Raw genomic sequence first — 18365 nt, 5'->3', positions numbered from 1 at the left:
TAGTACTCAGACATACAGCGCCGCCCTGCAAGCCCCCGCCCGTACCCTGAATAAATGCCCCGCTTTGCGCTCGACATCGAATCCGTGCCCCGCCCTGCCCGTGCGCAGGAACTCCTGGACGCCGTGAACCACAGCGTGGTCATCGCCGACGGCGCCATGGGCACCATGCTGCAGGGCCGGGACCTGACCCTCGAAACCGACTTCCAGGGACTGGAGGGCTGCAACGAAATCCTCAACGACACCCGGCCGGATGTCATCGCCGACATCCACGACGCCTACTTTGCCACCGGCATCGACGCGGTGGAAACCAACACCTTCGGTGCCAACTGGTCCAACCTCTCCGACTACGGCATCGATGACCGCATTGCTGAGCTCGCCCTGAAGGGCGCCAGGATCGCCCGCGAACGCGCCGAAGCGGCAGAAAAAACGGACGGCCGCATGCGCTGGGTCCTTGGCTCCATGGGCCCGGGCACCAAGCTCCCCAGCCTCGGCCACACCAGCTACGACTACCTCAAGCAGACCTTCGCCCTGCAGGCCGAGGGCCTCATCGACGGCGGCGCAGACGCGTTCCTCATCGAAACCAGCCAGGACCTCCTGCAGACCAAGGCCGCGGTCAACGGCTGCAAGCAGGCCATAGTCTCCAAGGGAATCCGCCTCCCCATCTTCGTCGAAGTGACGGTCGAGACCACCGGAACCATGCTCATGGGCTCCGAAATCGGCGCAGCCCTCACCGCCCTGGAACCGCTCGGCGTCGACGCCATCGGCCTGAACTGCGCCACCGGCCCGGACGAGATGAGCGAGCACCTCCGCCACCTCTCCAAGCAGTCCTCCGTTGCCATCGCCTGCATGCCCAACGCCGGCCTGCCCATCCTCGGCGCCAACGGCGCGCACTACCCGCTCACCCCCACCGAACTCGCCACCGCACACGAGCAGTTCGTGCGCGAGTTCGGCCTGGGCCTGGTGGGCGGCTGCTGCGGTACGACGCCGGAACACATGGCCGCCGTCGTCGAACGCCTTGCGCCCTTCCGCACCCGTAAAACCGCGGACGACGGCGTTGCCTCCAACGGCGGCAAGCCCGCCCCCGCCCGCGTCCCCACCGAACGCGAAGCCGGCATCGCCTCCCTCTACCAGCACGTGAACTTCGACCAGGAATCCGCCTACTTGGCCATCGGTGAGCGCACCAACGCCAACGGCTCCAAGGCCTTCCGCCAGGCCATGCTCGAAGAGCGCTGGGACGACTGCGTGGACATCGCCCGCGAACAGATCCGCGTCGGCGCGCACCTGCTGGACGTCTGCGTGGACTACGTGGGGCGCGACGGCGTCGCGGACGTCAAGGAGATCGTCTCCCGTTTCGCGTCCGCCTCCACCCTCCCGCTCGTCATCGACTCCACCGAACCGCCCGTCCTGCAGGCCGGCCTGGAACTCATCGGCGGCCGCCCCGTGGTCAACTCCGTCAACTACGAGGACGGCGACGGCCCCAACAGCCGCTTCGCCCGCATCATGCCGCTGGTCAAGGAACACGGCACCGCCGTCATTGCCCTGACTATCGACGAACAGGGTCAGGCCCGCACCACCGACGGCAAGGTTGCCATCGCCTCCCGCCTCGTCGACGCCCTGGTGGGCGAATGGGGCATGCGCGTCGAGGACATCATCGTGGACGCCCTGACCTTCCCCGTCGCCACCGGCCAGGAGGAAACCCGCCGGGACGGCATCGAAACCATCGAGGCCATCCGCCAGATCACCGCCAAGTACCCCGGCATCAACACAACCCTGGGCGTCTCCAACGTCTCCTTCGGCCTGAACCCGGCCGCGCGCATCGTCCTGAACTCCGTCTTCCTCCACGAGGCCACCGAAGCGGGCCTGACCAGCGGCATCATCGACGCCGCCAAAATCGTCCCGCTCGCCTCGATCCCGGAAGACCAGCGCAAGGTAGCCCTGGACCTGGTCTGGGACCGCCGCGAATACGACGCCGACGGCAACACCACCTACGATCCGCTCGCTATCATGCTCGACATGTTCGCCGGCGTCGACACCGCGGCCCTCAAGGACCAGCGCGCCGCCGAACTCGCGGCGCTGCCCACGGGCGCCCGCCTGGAACGGCGCATCATCGACGGCGAAGGCAAGGGCCTCGAGGAGGACCTGGACCTGGCCCGCAGCGAGGGCCTGACCCCGCTCGGCATCATCAATGACCACCTGCTCGAGGGCATGAAGGTGGTGGGCGAACGCTTCGGCGCCGGCGAAATGCAGCTTCCGTTCGTGCTCCAGTCCGCCGAGGTGATGAAGAACGCCGTCGCGCTGCTGGAGCCGCACATGGAGAAGTCGGATTCGTCCGGCAAGGGCACCATGGTGATCGCCACCGTGCGCGGCGACGTGCACGATATCGGCAAGAACCTGGTGGACATCATCCTCACCAACAACGGCTACAAGGTAGTCAACATCGGCATCAAGCAGGGCATCGCCGAGATCATCGCCGCGGCCGAGGAACACAATGCGGACGTGATCGGCATGTCGGGGCTGCTGGTGAAGTCCACCGTGGTGATGAAGGAAAACCTCGCCGAGCTGCAGTCCCGCGGCATGGCCAAGAAGTGGCCTGTGATCCTGGGTGGCGCCGCCCTGACCCGCGCCTACGTGGAGCAGGACCTCGCCGAACAGTTCGACGGCGTGGTCCGGTACGCCAAGGACGCCTTTGAGGGCCTGGCCCTCATGGAACCGCTGGTGCGCGTGGCCCGCGGCGAGTCCCCGGACGACGTCGGCCTGCCGCCGCTGAAGAAGCGCATCCACAAGGGCGGCCCCAAGTTCACGGTGACCGAGCCCGAGGCGATGCCCGGCCGATCCGACGTCGCACTTGATAACCCTGTGCCGGCGCCGCCGTTCTGGGGCACCCGCATTGTGCGCGGCGTCGCGCTCCACGACTTCGCCGCGTTCCTCGACGAACGCGCCACCTTCATGGGCCAGTGGGGTCTCAAGCCCGGCCGCGGCGAGGACGGCGCCTCCTACGAGGAACTGGTGGAACGCGAGGGCCGGCCTCGCCTGCGCTACTGGCTGGACCGCATCCTGGCCGAAGGCATGCTCGACGCCTCCGTCGCCTACGGCTACTTCCCGGTGGTCTCCGAGGGGGAGCAGGTGGTGGTGCTGCACCACGGTGAAGACCCCGACGGCGTCCTCGGCACCGCGGGCCTGCTCGCCCCAGACGGCGGTTCCGGCAGCCCGATCGGCACCGACCGGCTGCGCTTCGACTTCCCGCGCCAGCGCCGCGACCGGCACCTGTGCCTCGCCGACTTCGTGAAGTCCCGCGAGTCCGGCCAGATCGACGTGCTGCCCGTGCAGCTGGTCACCGCGGGCTCGAAGATCGACGAGTTCACGTCCAAGATGTTCGCGGCCAACCAGTACCGCGACTACTACGAGCTCAACGGCCTGGTCATGCAGCTCACCGAGGCGCTGGCCGAGTTCTGGCACGCCCGCATCCGCAAGGAACTGGGCTTCGCCGCCGAGGAACCCAAGGACACGGCAGGGTATTTCAAGCTCGACTACCGCGGTGCACGATTCTCCCTGGGCTATCCCGCGTGCCCGGACATGGAGGACCGCCGCAAGGTGACGGAGCTGCTGAAGCCGGAGCGGATGGGCGTGATCCTCAGCGATGAGCTGATGCTGCACCCCGAGCAGTCCACCGACGCGTTCGTGTTCCACCACCCGGAGGCGAAGTACTTCAAGGTGTGAGTGCAATGCCGCTGTGAAAGGCTGCAGTGATGGACAATTCACCTCGGGAACATGACCTCGTTCTCTTCGGAGCGACGGGTTTCGTTGGCAGACTGACCGCCGCCTATCTCGCGGAGCATGCACCGGCCGGTTTCCGTGTCGGACTCGCGGGCCGGTCCACGTCCAGACTCGAGGCGGTTCGGTCGGAGTTGCCGGCTGCGGCGCACGGATGGGCCCTCATCGAAGCCGACTCGGAGGACCCGGAATCAATCGCCGCCCTGGCTGCGAACACCCGCGTGCTCTTCACAACCGTCGGCCCGTACGCGAAACACGGCCTGCCCGTCGTCGAGGCCTGCGCACGGGCCGGTACCCACTACGCCGACCTCGCCGGTGAGGTGTCCTTCATCCGGGAGGCGATCGACCGCTACGACGTTCTGGCCAGGACGAGCGGAGCCAGGATTGTGCACTCCTGCGGCTACGACTCCGTGCCGTCCGACCTCGCCGTACTGCTGCTTCATCAGGCGGCAGAGGGCGATGGCGCCGGCGGTTTAGCCGAGGTCCAACTCGTTGCCAGGGCCAAGGGCGGCATCAGCGGTGGCACGCTCGAATCGATGCGGGGGCAGCTCGATGCGATGCGATCGAGCACTGCCCTGAGGGCATTAGCCGCGGACCCCTTCGCCCTGAGCCCCGATCGCGCCCGGGAGCCGACGACACCACAGCCTCCTGACGCCGGTCCGGTGCGCCGTTCCGCTGACGGCACCTGGACCGCGCCTTTCGTCATGGCCCCGTTCAACACCCGGATAGTGCGCCGCAGCAACGCCTTGCAGGGTTGGGCCTACGGCCGCTCCCTTCAGTACGGCGAGGTGATGGGGGTGGCCCCCGGACCCGCAGGAGCGGTCATCGCCAGGGCGCTGGCACTCGGGCTCCGGGCATTCACGGCCGCGATGGCGTTCCCGCCCACCCGGCGGGTGCTCGACCGCTGTCTCCCGGCACCGGGTACGGGTCCGAGCATCAGCAGGCAGCGCGCGGGCTGGTTCCACTCCCAAGTGACCGCCTGCACCGGGAACGGCCAGCGTTACCAGGCGATTGCCGCCGGCCCCGGTGATCCCGGCTATGCCGCCACCGCCGTAATGGCAGGGGAGACTGCACTCGCTCTTGCCCTCGACGGTGACCGGCTGCCGACCGCCAAAGGGTCGCTGACACCGGCCACTGCCCTGGGCAATGTGCTCATAGAGCGACTCCGTGCGGCCGGGCACACCTACCAAGTAACCAAACTCGCCTGAACCCAGATCCTGCAGCTCGCCTGAAAACGGGCAATCACTGGATGAACCCGCCCCGACCGGCGCCCGTCACGAGCGGGAGTCAAGGTAGTGCAGAATCGCCTGGGCCGTCTCCTCCGGGGCGCCGACGTGGGGGCAGTGCCCGGTCGCCCGGAGCTGCACCAGGGTGCTCTGTTCCAGATTTTTGTGCAGGTAGGCGCCCACTTCCGGCGGGGCAAGCCGATCGTCGGAGCACTGCAGAATCAGGCAGCTGGTGCGCAATTTTTTCAGTTCAGGGCGGGTGTCGGAGAAAAAGGTTACGCCGGCGAAGTGCCGCGCGATGGTTGGATTTGTCCGGCAGAAGCTGGCACGCAGGTCCTCCGCTAATTCAGGCTCCTGCGGGTTGCCCATGACCATGGGGGCCAAGGCCGCGGCCCAGGCAAAGTAGTCGCTGTCCAGGGATGCCAGCAGGCCCTCGATGTCTTCCCGCGAAAAGCCGCCCACGTAGCCGTCGTATGGGTCATCCGTATGGCGGGGCGAAGGAGCGAGCAGGATCAGGCGGGAGAAACGGTTGGGGTCCTGCACTGCGGCGATCACGCCGATCATCGTGCTGACGCTGTGGCCCACCAGGATGACGTCCTCAAGTTCAAGGGCGTCGCAGATCTCCAGCAGGTCCGCAGCGTAACCATTCAGGGACCCGTACTTCTCCCAGTCATAGGCGCTGATGTCGGAGTGTCCTGCACCAACATGATCAAAAAGCACCAGCCGGTAATTATCAGCGAAATAAGGCAGCAGCTTCCGCCACATGGCCTGATCGCAGCCAAAACCGTGGGCAAACATCATCACGGGCCCGTCATCCCGGCCCGATATGGTGACATTGTTCCGGCCGATTACGGCGGCAGCTGCTTCGATCACGTTCTCACTGACCCTCCGTAGGGTGGCGTCCTGTCCCAGACTATCCACAGGAAATAGCGAATCCTAGGATCCCTCGCACTATGACCTTCAAGGCGAGATCAATTCAGCCAGCACATGCGACGGGGCGTACGCGATTCCCCGACAGGGACCATGATGTCGGCTGTCCGGTGTCCTCAGACCCCGAGGTGAAGCCGGTCCCGGGCCTGGGCGGAGGAATCCCGCGCAACGTGCCCGCCCGCACCTGACACCGGCTTCACACGCCGGAACGCGGCGAGGACTGCCCGCCCTACGAGGATGATCCCGACGATCGTGGTCACCGCACGCACCGTATCCCAGCCCGCCGTCGACGTCACCAGCGAGTACAGCAGGAAGCTGGCCAGGTTGGTCTCCAGCGGCGCGCCAGGCACATAAGAAATGCCCGTGCCGGCTCCCACCGCGAACGGCCAGAACCAGAGGTTGGTCAGCAGCCCAAAGAGGTAAGACGCCACAGCACCGTAGCCGCACAGCATCCACAGCTCCGCCCGCCCGCGCACCCGCCGGGGGAGCAGGCCCGCGCCCGCGCCCACCCACGCACACGCAAAGATCTGGAACGGGGTCCACGGCCCGATCCCGCCCCACAGCGCGCTCGACACGGCGATCGTGGCCGCGCCGAGCAGCATGCCGAAGCGGGGACCGAACGCCCGGCCCGCCAGGATCAGCAGGATGAATACCGCCTCCACACCCCCGACGCCGGTGCTCGCCACCCGCACGGCAGTCCCCACCCCAGCCAGCACACCGAGCAGCGCCACCGTATGTGCCGAGCGAACCGAACCGTCGAGGGACACCACGACGGCGACGACGGCAAGCGGCGCGATGGCCAGCGCCGCGTAAGGAACCGCTGCTGCCGCATCCTGTGGCAGGGCCGTTGCGAGCAGGGGCCAGCAGAAGGCGCCGAGGGCAACGAGGTTCGCCGCCGCGAGAATGATGAGTTCGGCGCCGCGCGGCATCCGGATCCGGCGCGGGTTAGCGGGCGGCGGGGTGTCTGACGGCTGGGGGTCGAACCGGGGCAGGGCGATGGCCTGTGCCGCGGGTTGTTGCGCCGTGGCTGCAGTACCGTCACCTTTTTCCTGCGGGGCTGCGGGTGCGACGCCGTCGCGCATCGGGAGGATCCGCGCGCCGAGGCTGTGCGCGAAATCGTGGTCGTGGGTGGCGATCAGGACCGCGGCCCCGGCGTCCGCGGCATTCCGCAATGCCGCCGCGACTGCCGTGCGCGCCGCGGGATCGAGCCCCCGGGTGGGCTCGTCGATCAGCAGCACCGGCGGGCTGTCCATGGTCTGCAGCGCGATCGCAAGGATTCTCCGCTCTCCTGCAGAGAGGTCCCGGGGATGCTCGTGCCCGATGGGGATCGTGACGTCGCCGCGCAGCCGCGCGAGGTGTGACGCCGCAAAACCGTGCCCGGCCCGTCCGCCGTTCTTTCGGCGCGCAAGGCGCCGCTCAGCCGCGCGCAGCTCTCCGGCGACCGTATCCCTGGTGAAGAGGTCGTCGGAGGCGTCCGGCACCAGGGCGACCTGGCCGCCGTCGGACGATATGTTCCCGCTGATACCGCTGCCCGCCTTGCCGTCCTGGAGCGCGAGCGCCACCAGCAGCGACGACTTGCCGGCGCCGTTCGGGCCCACCAGGGCGGCGATTTCGCCGCGGTGCAGCGTCAGGGACGCATCGCGCACGAGCGGCTCGCCCTTGCGGTGCACTGCGAGGTTCGCGGCAACCAGCACGGGGGAATCAGCTGGCTGTGCCGGCGGCGGGACAGCGGCCCGGTGCGACGGCGCCGCCAGCACAGGCGCGACACTTGGAACCAGCGCGCCGCCGTCGACGGCCCACCAGGAGTCCGCGACGGGCACGAGCGGCTCCGGGCGGTGCTCCGCCACGATAACGCAGACACCCGCGTCACGCGCCAGGGAGTGCAGCACGGCGGTGACGCGGGCGCGGGCGGCGGTATCGAGATCGGCGAGCGGCTCATCCACCAGGAGCAGGGCAGGGTGTTCGACGACGGCGGCGGCGATGGCCACGAGCGTCGCCTCACCCGCGGAAAGGGTGCCCAGGTTCCGGTCCAGCAGGGCGGAGACCCCCATGCTTTCCGCGACCTCCAGGACGCGGGCATTGGCATCGGCGGCCGCAACTCCGCGCAGCTCAAGGGCGAGGGAGATTTCGTCGCGCACCCGGGTGCTGGCGAAGGCGGCGCGGGGATTTTGCAGCACGACGCCGATCACGCCCGCGGTGTCGCGGGGCGGGGTATCAGCGCGGTCCAGTCCGCCGACGCGCACCGTGCCCGAGATTTGGCCGCCGTCTATGTGCGGGAGGAGCCCGGCGATACCCCGGAGGAGGGTGGACTTGCCCGAGCCGGTAGGCCCGGTGATGACGGTGACGGACCCAGGCGGGGGCTGGAAAGCGGCGACGTATATCTGTGCGTCACCGATGCGGAACCGGGCGTCGCGCACCAGAAGCGGGCCGCCGCCGTCGTCCACGGTACGGGGCGCTGAGGGAGGGTGCGCTGAGAGCCGGTGCGCTGCCCGGCTGCCGAAGCCGCGCAACTCCAGGGCGGCGGCAACGCGGCTGGCGTGCTCGAGTGTGCGTTCGAGCACGGGCACCAGCGCGCGCGGCCCGAAGCGTTCGCCCCGCAGCCGGAAGGCGAGCCGCACGGAGGTCACGGCGTCGGCCAGGGCCGGAAGCGCCGCCCACGCCACCACCAGCATCCGGCCCATGCCCTGCAGGGGGCCGCCGCGGGCCAGGAAGAGGAAGCCGCGGGAGATGTCCACGAACGCATTGACGACGCCGAAAGCGAAAATGATCCCGGCGATCGGCACGGCGGACAAGGCCGCGTCCCACAGGCCCTGACCCGTCACCGGGCCGAAAAGGACCACGTGGGCGTAAGGGGCGGGCAGCCGAACCGGCGGCAGGTCGAGCAGCAGCGGGGCGCCGGCCCCCGCCCCGTTGAACAGGACGCGGTAGATGACCCGGGCCGCGACGAAGACGACGGCGAGGGCCGCCGCCGCGCGTAACGGCGCGGGTCGGAACGTCATGCCTTGGGCGCGGCCGGCTCGCCGTCGACCGTGAAGAGCAGCTCCAGGCTCTGGCCCGGGCTGACCTTCAGGGTGGCGAGGCCCTCCTGGGCGTAGGCCCATTCGGCGTCGGGGGTCGCCTTGACCCAGAGTGCCCAGTACGCGAAGGCGGCCGGCATCTTCTGGCACTCTTCGCGGTACGTGCCGCCCTTGTGCTTGATGTCGAAGTCGGCAGCCGGCACGCCGTTCACGCGGCATACCAGTTCGTTGGGGTACGCCTCGGTGCCCACCGTCTTAACGTTGGCTTCCTCGAGGACCTTGGCGGCCGCCGTCGGGCCTTCCACGGCGATGCAGGCGGAGGTATCCGCGGCCTCCTGCTCCAGCGAGCCGGAATCGACGATGACCTGCACGCCCTCGCACGGCCCCGAAGCGGTGGCGGATCCTGCGGCGGCGGGTGCGGACGACGGCGATTGGCTGGTTGCCGGGGCGGAGCAGGCAGCGAGGGACAACAGGAGGCCGGCGGCGGCGAGGGAGCTCACGGCGGCGGTACGGATCTTAGTCAAAGTCACCTGTCAAGGGTAGGACTTTGCCGGTGCTCAGCGGGATGGCGTGGCGTTGTGTGACGTCGCCTCCCGTCGGGGGGCGCCGGTACCTAGAGCCAATAGAGGGGATAGCTGGCTCCGCGGAGGCGCGCGCTGAGAATGCCGAATCCGACGAGCACGCATGCGGCGACGCTGGTGCAGACCACAAACGAGACCTGTCCTGTTGTCAGCATGGTGCCTATTACTGCCGTGGCGGCTGCGGGTGAGTGCGGCATCTTCAGCCACATTGTCACGCCGACGGCCAAGCCACCTGCAATCGCGGCAGCCCAGATGGAGTGGCTGGCCAGTCCCGTCCCGACACCGATCAGGGCGGAAACTACCTGGCCCCCGATGACGCTCCTGGGCTGGGCGAGGGGCAATTGGGGTGCCGCGGCCACGAGCGCCATCGAGGCAGCCATCGGTGGGATTAGCAGGAGGTGGCCCGACACATTACCGAGCAACACGAGGCAGGCCAGCGCGACGAGGCTGGTAACGGTTGCTGCAACTACGTTCGCCGCAGGAGGCCGGTCAGGAGCCTGTGACGACCACCGTGATGGGTGCTTTGTAGGACCAGTGGCCGGCCGGGCAGGAAGGGTAGCGGACATAGGTTTTCCTCCGGAATCCGGCAACGGATGGGCTAGCGTGCCCTGAACAGGCAGGACGGATCACCAGCCGCGGCGCTGAACCTGGTGCGGCTGGTGCTCCTGCCTTGCTTCGCCCTTGTTGGGCTATTCGACGCCGGGCTGGATACCTTCCGGGGCCCAGGGGTAGCCGGTCGCGAGGGGCGCGCCGTCGTCATGCCTTGCCAGCCACTCGACCGCAGCAGCGTGGTAGCGGTGGAAGCCCTTGTAATCGACGAGTTCGGAGTCCAGGGAGGCCAGGGCACGGTGCATGCGTTTTGCCCAATCCGGAGCGTGCTGCACAAGTTCAGCGAGGCTGACCAGATAAGTGCGGACGGGGAAGACTATGGCGTTTGAACGGGGAAGCCGGTGCAGGGGCTGCAGTTCGATGCGCAGGTACACCTTTTCGCCCGCGTTGTCAGCGGTGACAGTGGCGCGGTCCGGCGCCCATTCCGGAAGCGTTTCTACTGAGGTTTCAAGGCGCGGATGAACCGTGAGGGACCAATTGACGCGCCTTACGGGATGGCCCGGTTTCATTCGGAGCAGGAACTTAAGGGCCCTGTCCAGGATGCCCGTCTCATGAAGCTTCGGAACGGGTCCGTGGAATTCGAAGAAGCTCATGCCGAGGTTGAACTGCAGTGAGTAGTCGGCCCGCTGGGTAGTCATGCCCGCGCCGATGACGAGGGTGTTGTCCCGCTCTTCGAGCACCACGAACTCTCCCTGCGCCTGCCGCGTGGCGTACTCCATCGGCTCCATCGGCAAGGTGGCGGGATCGCCGAAAGTGAACGAATCATCGATGCCAAGGAGCCGGTTCTGCCACCGCCATTCATTCCCGTTCTTGGTGAGTGTGAAGTGTTCGGGGAAATCCCTGGCGTACGACTCGAAGATCAGCTCAAGCAGGTCCCATTGTGCTTCCAGCATGTGGGGCAGCGCCAGGTAATGGACGCCTGGCATGTCCTTCAGCATTTGGGCGCGGTGGGCGCATTCGGAAACGTAGTGTTCATCGATATCGAATGCGGCCCTCAGCGCTCCGTCGCCTGCCGGTACGTGCGGTTCCAGGTTCATGGAGTACATGTAGTTGTCATCCGGGAACGGGAAGGGGAGGCGGCGGACGGCCTCGCGGGAGTTATGAAACCGGTACTCCCCGTCCGGCGTGTACGTCTCATCCGTTTTGAATTGAGCTGACTCGGAAATTGCGGTCATGGTGGTCCCTTAAGCGTTGATGATGAGTTTTGAACAGGTAGCGCGGGAAACGCACGGCATGATGAGCTTGTTTGTGGCGCGTTCCGATTCGGACAGCCAGTCGTCCCGGTGGTCGATGGTGCCTTCCAGTTCCAGAACCTCGGTTTCACACTCGCCGCATGCGCCTCCACGGCACAGATAGGGCAGCTTATGGCCGGCTTCTTCTGCCGCTTCCAGGAGCGACTGCTCGGGGGACACCTTGATCACGGCCCCCGAACGGGCCAGGGTGACGGTGAACGGATCACCGGTTGAGCCGAGGTCCTCGAACCTTTCGAAGTGGATGTTCGAGTCGGTCCACCCGAGGACATGGGCCGCCTCGATGACGTCGTCGACCATGCCTGCTGGCCCGCAAACATACGCATGCGTACCAAGGGGGCGTCCCGCCAGTATGTCCATGGCGTTCAGCCGGGACCGGCCGTCATCGCCGTAGAGGGCAACCCTCTGGCCGTACCGTTCCTTTAGCTCATGTCCCAGGGCCGCATGTTCCGGCCCCCGGACCGCCAGATGGAGTTCGAACTCGCCTCCCTTAAGGCTTAGTTCATCAAGCTGCGCATAGATTGGGGTTATGCCTACGCCGCCGGCGATAAAGAGGTGGTGCCTGGCGTGCTTGGAGACCGGGAAAAGGTTCGCCGGAATGGAAGCAAGCAACACGTCCCCCTCACGGACGTTCCTGTGCATGGACAGGGAGCCGCGTTTACCCTCGTCGACCCTGCGGACAGCTATCTGGTACTCGCTGGTGTCATACGGCGAACTCATCAGCGAATATGCGTTCCGTTTGGTCTCGCCATCGGTTGGGATGAGGATCGTGATGTGGCTGCCGCCGGAGAAGGGCGGCAGCCAGGACCCGTCGGCAGCGCAGAAGGTGTACCTGTTGATTTCCGGCGTGAGCTCCTCAATACGCTTGACCTTGAGTTGCAGGGCTCCGTGGTGTGCGCCGCTCATGTGTCCAGCTCCTCATCATCCGGCAGTTCGCCGGGGACTTCGCCGTCGGCTTTGACTCCCTGGAACGCGGCGAGACGCCCCGAGTAGTGGTCGCGGACGACCAGGCTGCGTTCACAGCCTGGACATCTGAAGACCCTGCGGGTGACATTCTCCGAGTAATGCCCACAGTGCGCGCACCACACGCGCCTGACAAAGGAACCCGCGTGCTCGCGCAGCACTTCGTCCCGGTTCATGCCGTAAGCGGTGGCAACCTGCATTGAGGTCCCGATGAACCCCTCCGAACCCGAAACATACAGGCGGGTGCCCATCTGTGCTGTCGCGAGCTTGCCATCGAGTGCGCGGACGGCATCGGCGTTGCTCGAATACACGATGAGATCGCATACCTTGAACTGTTGGATATCGGCCAGATAGTTCTGCCCTGTGAATGATTCCGTGGAGTACAGGACAGTCGTGGTGGCCAGCTGACCTGGAGTCATGGCTTCCAGAAGGCGAATCAAGGGCTTGCCGCCACTGCCCTGGGCGGCAGCGATGTGGTGGAGTCCGCTTGCCATTGGCGCCAGCTCGTCATACACGGGCCGGCTCTTTATTCCGGTGATTAACATGGGTCTGCTACCTGTCGCACTAAAAAGGCCGTCGGGTGGCGGACGCCAGTGCGGGCGTGGATTCGGTGCCAGGAACGGCGTCTGCGGCCGGAGCGTCACCCTTGAGGTGCGGCTTCTTCCAGGCCATGTAGGCAAGGCCGATGGCGACGACGGTGACGGCGGAAATCAGGACGACATAGTTGGCGAACCAGCCGTCCTCCGGTGTCCTCGGCCAAGCCATGTTGACCATTCCAAGCACGCCCCAGATGAGAGCGGCGATGTTGACCGGGATGCCCCAGGCGCCAAGCTGGAAGGCCCCGTTCGGCTTCCATCCGAGGAGGCGCGCCCTGAGCGAGGCAAGGACCACCATCTGAAAGCCCATGTACATGCCCATGGCAGCAAAGGAGATGATGACCGTCAGGGCGTCGCTGGAAACCTTCGATCCGATGACGATCAGTGCCGGGACCAGGCCCGCCAGAAGCAAGGCATACGGCGGTACGCGGCGGGACTCGCTGAAGGTGCTCAGAAGCGTGCTGGCCGGAAGAATTCCGTCCCGGGCCATTGAATAGGCAAGCCGGGAGGTGGCTGCCTGCAGGCTCAGCACGCATGAAAGGAACGAGACAAGAACGACGGCGAGTACTGCCTTGAAGCCAACCGGGCCGAAGGCTGAGACGAGGATGTTTCCGACGGGGTCGGCGTCCGCGCCGGATATTACGGCGGTGAAGTCGGGAACAGCCAGGATCAGGGACAGGCACACGAACATGGCCGCGAACCCGCCAATGTAGATGGTCATCCGCATCGCCTTGGGGATGGTCCGGCCAGGGTTGGGGACTTCTTCGGCGACGTCGCCGCAGGCTTCAAATCCGTAGTACTGGAAGATGCCAATCAGGCCGGCAGCAGCAAAGGCCACGAAATAGTTACTGCCTTCCCCGGCACCGAACGCGTTAAAGAGGACGCTGAGATCATGCTGTCGGGCTGTAACGAGCAGCCAAGTACCGACGACCAGGGCACCGCCGAGTTCCGCCAGGAGACCGATCATTGCCACGGCGTTCAGCACCTTGGTACCGCCGAGATTAAGGATGGTGGCCAGGGCGATGACTACGAGGCCGGAAATGACAGTGGCGTCGACGGTGCTTTCCACGCCGATGAGAGTGCTCAGGAAAGGTCCGGCGCCATAGGCGACGCTCGCGATGGTGGTGAGTAGCGCCACGAGGTAAACCCAGCCGCTCATCCAGCCCCATTTGCGGCCCCACAGCCTGCGTGACCAAGGATAGACGCCGCCGGCCACCGGGTATGCTGCGACCACTTCGCCGAATACGGTCGCAACGAGAAGCTGCCCGACCCCCACAATCACCAAAGACCAGAACATCGGCGGCCCCGCGACGCTGAGGGACAGTGCGAAGAGTGAATAGATAGCCACGACCGGCGACAGGTACGTGAAGCCCAGGGACACGTTTCCCCAGAACGTCATCTCCCGCTTGAACTGCCGGTCGTACGAGTAGCCAAGGCTGGCCAAGTGCCTGGCGTCTTCGTCGACGCCAGCCTCCCCGGCAGATTCGGGCACCTCTACACGCATTTAGACTCCTTCGGTTCGGTCGCGCACCTACCTGTGAGCGAGACCACGTGCTAAAAACCCTAGTTTCATATCTTTAGAAGCGCAATAGCCGGATGCTTATCCGCTTGTTTTAGGGGGTCCAACGTACTGAGGCTCCGACTAATGTCATGGTTTCCGTGGTTTTTATTGAGCTGCAGTAGACTGCACACAGAGCAAATCCGCTGGGAAGGCCAGGTCCCTGGCGGTGCTGCCGAGGTCCCTATTCCGATGGAGTCGTGTTGGCATCTACAACCGCATTTCAAGCTCAGGTGTACCGGTCGCTGCCGGAAACGGAGCGGTCGGAAGCCATCGTCAACCGGATCTCCAAAGCGATCTCACTGGGACTCCTCAAAGTTGGTGAACGGCTGCCCCCTGAGATGGCACTGTCAGAAATGTTCGGCGTCGCGCCCTCCACCCTCCGGGAAGCGCTGTCCGATCTTCGCAATCAAGGGATCGTGGCCACTCGCAGAGGGCGCAGCGGAGGAACCTTCATCGTCAAGCAGCCGTTCACATCGGCTGATGTCATCAGGAGCTGGTTCCGGGACACATCCATCGCCGAGATCCGGGACGTTGGCGACGAACATGCTGCGATTGCCGCAGCGACCGTAAGACTTGCGTGCGAGCGGGCAGAACCCCACGAGGCGAACCGGCTCCTGGATCTTGCACGGGCCGTTGTTATGACGGACAAGCCGGAGTTGCGCGCCCGTGCGGACAGCAGATTCCATATTGAACTGGCAGTGTTGGCTCAGTCGCCCAGGCTCATGAACGCTGAGATTCGACTACAGGCCGAAACGGTGCAGGCGCTTTGGTCGGCCGTGTCCATGGTCCGCGACCCGGAGCAAGTGGCGGCTGAGCATCTCGCGCTGGCCCGCGCCATCGCGAGCGATGCGCCTGAGAACGCTCAACAATTGGTGCTGGCGCATATCCGACATGACGTCCACCATCTGGTGGATGCGAAGTTGTCGCTGGGATACCCGAGGCAGGAGCGCGCATGACAACTTACACCGGTGCGGTTGAAGCCGCCAAGGAAATTGCAGCATGGATGAACACCCTCAGCCTTGATGTTCACAACTGCGCGGTGCAGGTGTCGTCGATTTGGCACGATCGGCGGATGCCTCTCGAAATCGCTCCCAGGGACGTAGCGCACTTGGAAAAAATAGCGACGGAATTCCTGGAAGGTCACAGTTTCGTCGTTGGCGCAGGGGTTATCTTCTCGGCCGACGCGATTGAAAACCGCGACGGCTTCCTTGAGTGGTGGACCAGGAAGGAGCAGGGCATTGAGAAGTTGGAATTTGATCTCACGCCTGGGGGTGAACGCTTCTACGACTATCAGAACATGCCCTTTTTCACGTCGGCCAGCCGGACAGGGGAGCATTCACTCTGGGGTCCTTACGTCGACTACCTAGGCTTGGACGAGTACATCCTGACGCACACCGCACCTGTACACGTGGGCGGGCGCTTTGTTGGGGTGGCTGGCTGCGACATACGGATTCGCCAGCTTGAAGCCATCTTCATGCCTGTCTTGCGGGCCATTCCGGGAGATGCTGCATTGCTAAACGAAAGCCGCCGCGTCATCGTGGGAAATTCCGGCGCCTATTTGGTCGGTGAGAGAATCCGCAGTATCCCCGGCAACAAACAGTTGCTCCCCATTGAAGCACCGCATCTCGGGCTCTCGCTGCTGGGTTCCCGCTAGGCGAGCGGGAGCACGAGACGAACGAGCGCCAGCGGCACAAGGACCCAATCGGAGGAGACCGATGAGCAACTCGCGAATTGCCGAGGCAATCAAGTCGGCCAGGGAATATCTGGGCGCCCATACCGATGAGGCCCGCTACCGCGATTCCGTCGCCTCCGCCGTTGTGGTGGAGGGCCTCCGGGTCCGCGTTACTGGCACGGATGGCTTCTCCCTGGAGACAGATATGGTCGCCGGCGTGGGCGGAACCGGTTCGGCACCTTCGCCCGGATGGCTCTTCCGCGCTGCCTATGCCTCCTGCGCCGCCACCCTTATGGCCATGCGCGCTGCTGAGCAGGGCGTGGAACTGCCCGGACTCCAGGTCGACGTGGACAGTGAGTCCGACGACCGGGGCATTCTCGGCGTCTCCGAAGGCGTCAGCGCCGGCCCGGCCAGTATCCGAGTGGCAGTCCGGGTGGGACCTGCCGCCGATGAGGCTGCCGTCCGGGAGGTTGTCGAGTGGGGCCTGAAGCATTGCCCCGTCGATGATGCTGTCCGCCGGGCAGTCCCCGTGGAGTTGGACCTCCGGATCGGTTAGGCAAGGTCTGGGCCGAAGCTGCGGGTGCCGGTGCAAGTGTCGGCTGGGCGTGAGCCTCGGAGAGTCATCTCCGGCCGTTCCGATCGCCCCGCCTAAGGGAGAACGAGTCGTTCAGCCCTGACGGGGTTTGCCGCCATTAAATGTCAGACCCCCCTGCGACGCTTTGGTTATGAAATCCGGCGCGGTTGTTGAGGCAGGAAGCAGGGCCGCGATGGCTGCTGCCGTTGCCTCCGTAGGCCGCCTGGTCGATGAGCTTGCCGGTGTTGTTTCGCCGGTGGTTTGCCTTGATGGACCTGACGTCATGCCGGATGCAGATCCGTTGCATGACTTTTCGGAGGCATGCCTGGAGGGATTGGCAGTGCTGGCGCGGATCGAGGCGGTGACGGCCGCGGCGAAGGTCCGACTGGTGGCTGCCTACGCGGATGCGGCAGCTGCGCTGGCCGGACCGCCGTCCACAGCCTATGAGGCGTCGGCGCAGGAGATGAGCCTGGTGGCTGAAACCGCGTGCGTGCTGACGATCGGCGAACGCGCAGCAGCGGCTCTGCTCGGCGAAGCCCATGCGCTGACAACGTCGTTGCCCGATACTCTTGACGCGCTGCAAAACGGCGCGATTGGCTGGCAGCACGCCCGGATCATGGTAGACGAAACCACCGGGCTCACCCCATCAGCGGTTGCTGCCCTGCAGGCCCACTTCTTCGATCCGGAGGAGCCTAACGCGACCCGGGGCGGCGCTCCCGGAGATCTGGTGCCGGCCCGGTTCCGGCGGAAGGTCCGGGCGTGGCGCGAACGCCACCAGCCCGAGTCCCTGGAGTTGCGCCGCGCGAAGGGCTCGCTGGACCGGCGGATGGAGTATGCTCCGGACCGGGACGGCATGGCCTGGCTCTCGTTGTACCTGCCGGGTGATACCGCTTGTGCCATCTGGAACAGGACAACTGCTCTGTCCCGTGGTCTCCAGGGCCCTGACCAACCCCGCAACCTCGCGCAGCTGCGTGCCGACATCGCGGCTGGACTGCTGTTGGGCAGTGCAAGCGAGAACCCGGGAGACGTGCCCGCTCCCAAGGCTGACGTGCTGGTCACCGTTCCGGTCTTCTCACTCCTTGGCCTGACCGATGAGCCCGCCGAGGTCGACGGACTTGGCCCGGTCCCGCCGTCGATCGCTCGCAGGCTGGTTGCCGACGGCTCCACCTCGTTCTATCGGGTCCTGGTGGACCCCCACGATGGGGCACCGCTCGAAATCGGGCGAACCAGCTACCGGCTCCCGGAAACACTCAAACGGTGGCTGAAGCTGCGGGATGGCGGATGCACATTCCCGGGCTGCAGCAACCAGACCCTCGACAATGAGGCGGACCACCTCACCGCGTGGCAGCACGGCGGGACCACCGGAATCGGCAACCTGGGACAGGCCTGCCCGAAGCACCACCGGCTGAAACACCAGAGACCCTGGAGACCAACGCAGGCAACGAAGGATGAACCGCCGGGCTGGATTTCACCCACCGGACGGCACTATCCGGCCGAGCATCCGGACCGGGAGCCTCCACTCCTGCCGCCGGGGTGCCTGCCCGTTCCCGTAAGTCCACTGGAACAAGTCATCCTGACGCGCCTCGCTGCGTGAGACTGCGTGAGATTGCTTGGC

Annotated in this window: 14 protein-coding genes; 6 read left to right on the top strand and 8 right to left on the bottom strand. The window is 65.8% G+C overall.

What is annotated here, in order from left to right:
- The first annotated feature begins 54 nt into the window (after positions 1 to 54).
- Both metH and ACIQCM_RS07175 read left to right on the top strand, forming a co-directional pair.
- Entirely contained in the window at positions 55 to 3717 is a 3663-nt protein-coding gene (gene metH, locus ACIQCM_RS07180) for a methionine synthase (RefSeq protein WP_400605119.1), read from the top strand.
- 29 nt (positions 3718 to 3746) lie between these two features.
- On the top strand, positions 3747 to 4979 hold the full coding sequence (locus ACIQCM_RS07175; RefSeq protein ID WP_400605117.1) for a saccharopine dehydrogenase family protein: 1233 nt from the start codon (positions 3747 to 3749) through the stop codon (positions 4977 to 4979).
- Between the two features lie 66 nt (positions 4980 to 5045).
- Here the strand turns inward: ACIQCM_RS07175 and ACIQCM_RS07170 are convergent, their stop codons facing one another.
- From ACIQCM_RS07170 to ACIQCM_RS07135, 8 genes are all read right to left on the bottom strand, one after another.
- A complete protein-coding gene (locus tag ACIQCM_RS07170; RefSeq protein WP_400605115.1) occupies positions 5046 to 5870 on the bottom strand; it encodes an alpha/beta fold hydrolase in 825 nt (274 codons plus the stop codon).
- Between the two features lie 173 nt (positions 5871 to 6043).
- Positions 6044 to 8926: an ATP-binding cassette domain-containing protein gene (locus tag ACIQCM_RS07165; RefSeq protein WP_400605113.1), complete on the bottom strand. Its 2883-nt coding sequence runs from the start codon at positions 8924 to 8926 to the stop codon at positions 6044 to 6046.
- Complete coding sequence (locus ACIQCM_RS07160) at positions 8923 to 9474, bottom strand: hypothetical protein (RefSeq protein WP_400605111.1); 552 nt, start codon at positions 9472 to 9474, stop codon at positions 8923 to 8925. The genes ACIQCM_RS07165 and ACIQCM_RS07160 overlap by 4 nt, the downstream gene beginning before the upstream one ends.
- Positions 9475 to 9557: 83 nt before the next feature.
- Positions 9558 to 9905, bottom strand: coding sequence for an HPP family protein (locus ACIQCM_RS07155; RefSeq protein ID WP_400605110.1), 348 nt, complete (start codon positions 9903 to 9905; stop codon positions 9558 to 9560).
- Between the two features lie 309 nt (positions 9906 to 10214).
- Positions 10215 to 11309 (bottom strand): heme-dependent oxidative N-demethylase family protein, encoded by a 1095-nt coding sequence (locus ACIQCM_RS07150; protein WP_400605108.1) that lies wholly within the window; start codon positions 11307 to 11309, stop codon positions 10215 to 10217.
- 9 nt (positions 11310 to 11318) lie between these two features.
- Complete coding sequence (locus ACIQCM_RS07145) at positions 11319 to 12290, bottom strand: PDR/VanB family oxidoreductase (RefSeq protein ID WP_400605106.1); 972 nt, start codon at positions 12288 to 12290, stop codon at positions 11319 to 11321.
- Entirely contained in the window at positions 12287 to 12892 is a 606-nt protein-coding gene (locus tag ACIQCM_RS07140) for a dimethylamine monooxygenase subunit DmmA family protein (RefSeq protein ID WP_400605104.1), read from the bottom strand. Before ACIQCM_RS07140 ends, ACIQCM_RS07145 begins: the two co-directional genes overlap by 4 nt.
- A gap of 19 nt (positions 12893 to 12911) precedes the next feature.
- Positions 12912 to 14447 carry an APC family permease gene (locus ACIQCM_RS07135; RefSeq protein ID WP_400605102.1) on the bottom strand — a complete coding sequence of 512 codons (1536 nt, stop codon included), beginning with the start codon at positions 14445 to 14447 and terminating at the stop codon, positions 12912 to 12914.
- Positions 14448 to 14704: 257 nt separating this feature from the next.
- Between ACIQCM_RS07135 and ACIQCM_RS07130 the strand changes: the two genes are divergently transcribed.
- The 4 genes from ACIQCM_RS07130 to ACIQCM_RS07115 all read left to right on the top strand — a co-directional run bounded on the left by ACIQCM_RS07130 (position 14705) and on the right by ACIQCM_RS07115 (position 18344).
- Positions 14705 to 15460, top strand: coding sequence for a FadR/GntR family transcriptional regulator (locus tag ACIQCM_RS07130; RefSeq protein WP_400605100.1), 756 nt, complete (start codon positions 14705 to 14707; stop codon positions 15458 to 15460).
- On the top strand, positions 15457 to 16158 hold the full coding sequence (locus ACIQCM_RS07125; protein ID WP_400605098.1) for a cache domain-containing protein: 702 nt from the start codon (positions 15457 to 15459) through the stop codon (positions 16156 to 16158). The genes ACIQCM_RS07130 and ACIQCM_RS07125 overlap by 4 nt, the downstream gene beginning before the upstream one ends.
- Before the next feature lie 61 nt (positions 16159 to 16219).
- Positions 16220 to 16732, top strand: a complete 513-nt coding sequence (locus ACIQCM_RS07120; RefSeq protein WP_400605096.1) for an OsmC family protein — start codon at positions 16220 to 16222, stop codon at positions 16730 to 16732.
- Between the two features lie 169 nt (positions 16733 to 16901).
- Complete coding sequence (locus tag ACIQCM_RS07115; protein WP_400605094.1) at positions 16902 to 18344, top strand: DUF222 domain-containing protein; 1443 nt, start codon at positions 16902 to 16904, stop codon at positions 18342 to 18344.
- Positions 18345 to 18365 lie beyond the last annotated feature (21 nt).

Origin of the sequence: Pseudarthrobacter sp. NPDC092439 (assembly GCF_044754945.1) — a bacterium.
Taxonomy (GTDB): domain Bacteria; phylum Actinomycetota; class Actinomycetes; order Actinomycetales; family Micrococcaceae; genus Arthrobacter.
Note: the sequence above shows the minus strand (reverse complement) of the source record. Positions and strands in the feature narration are given on the sequence as shown.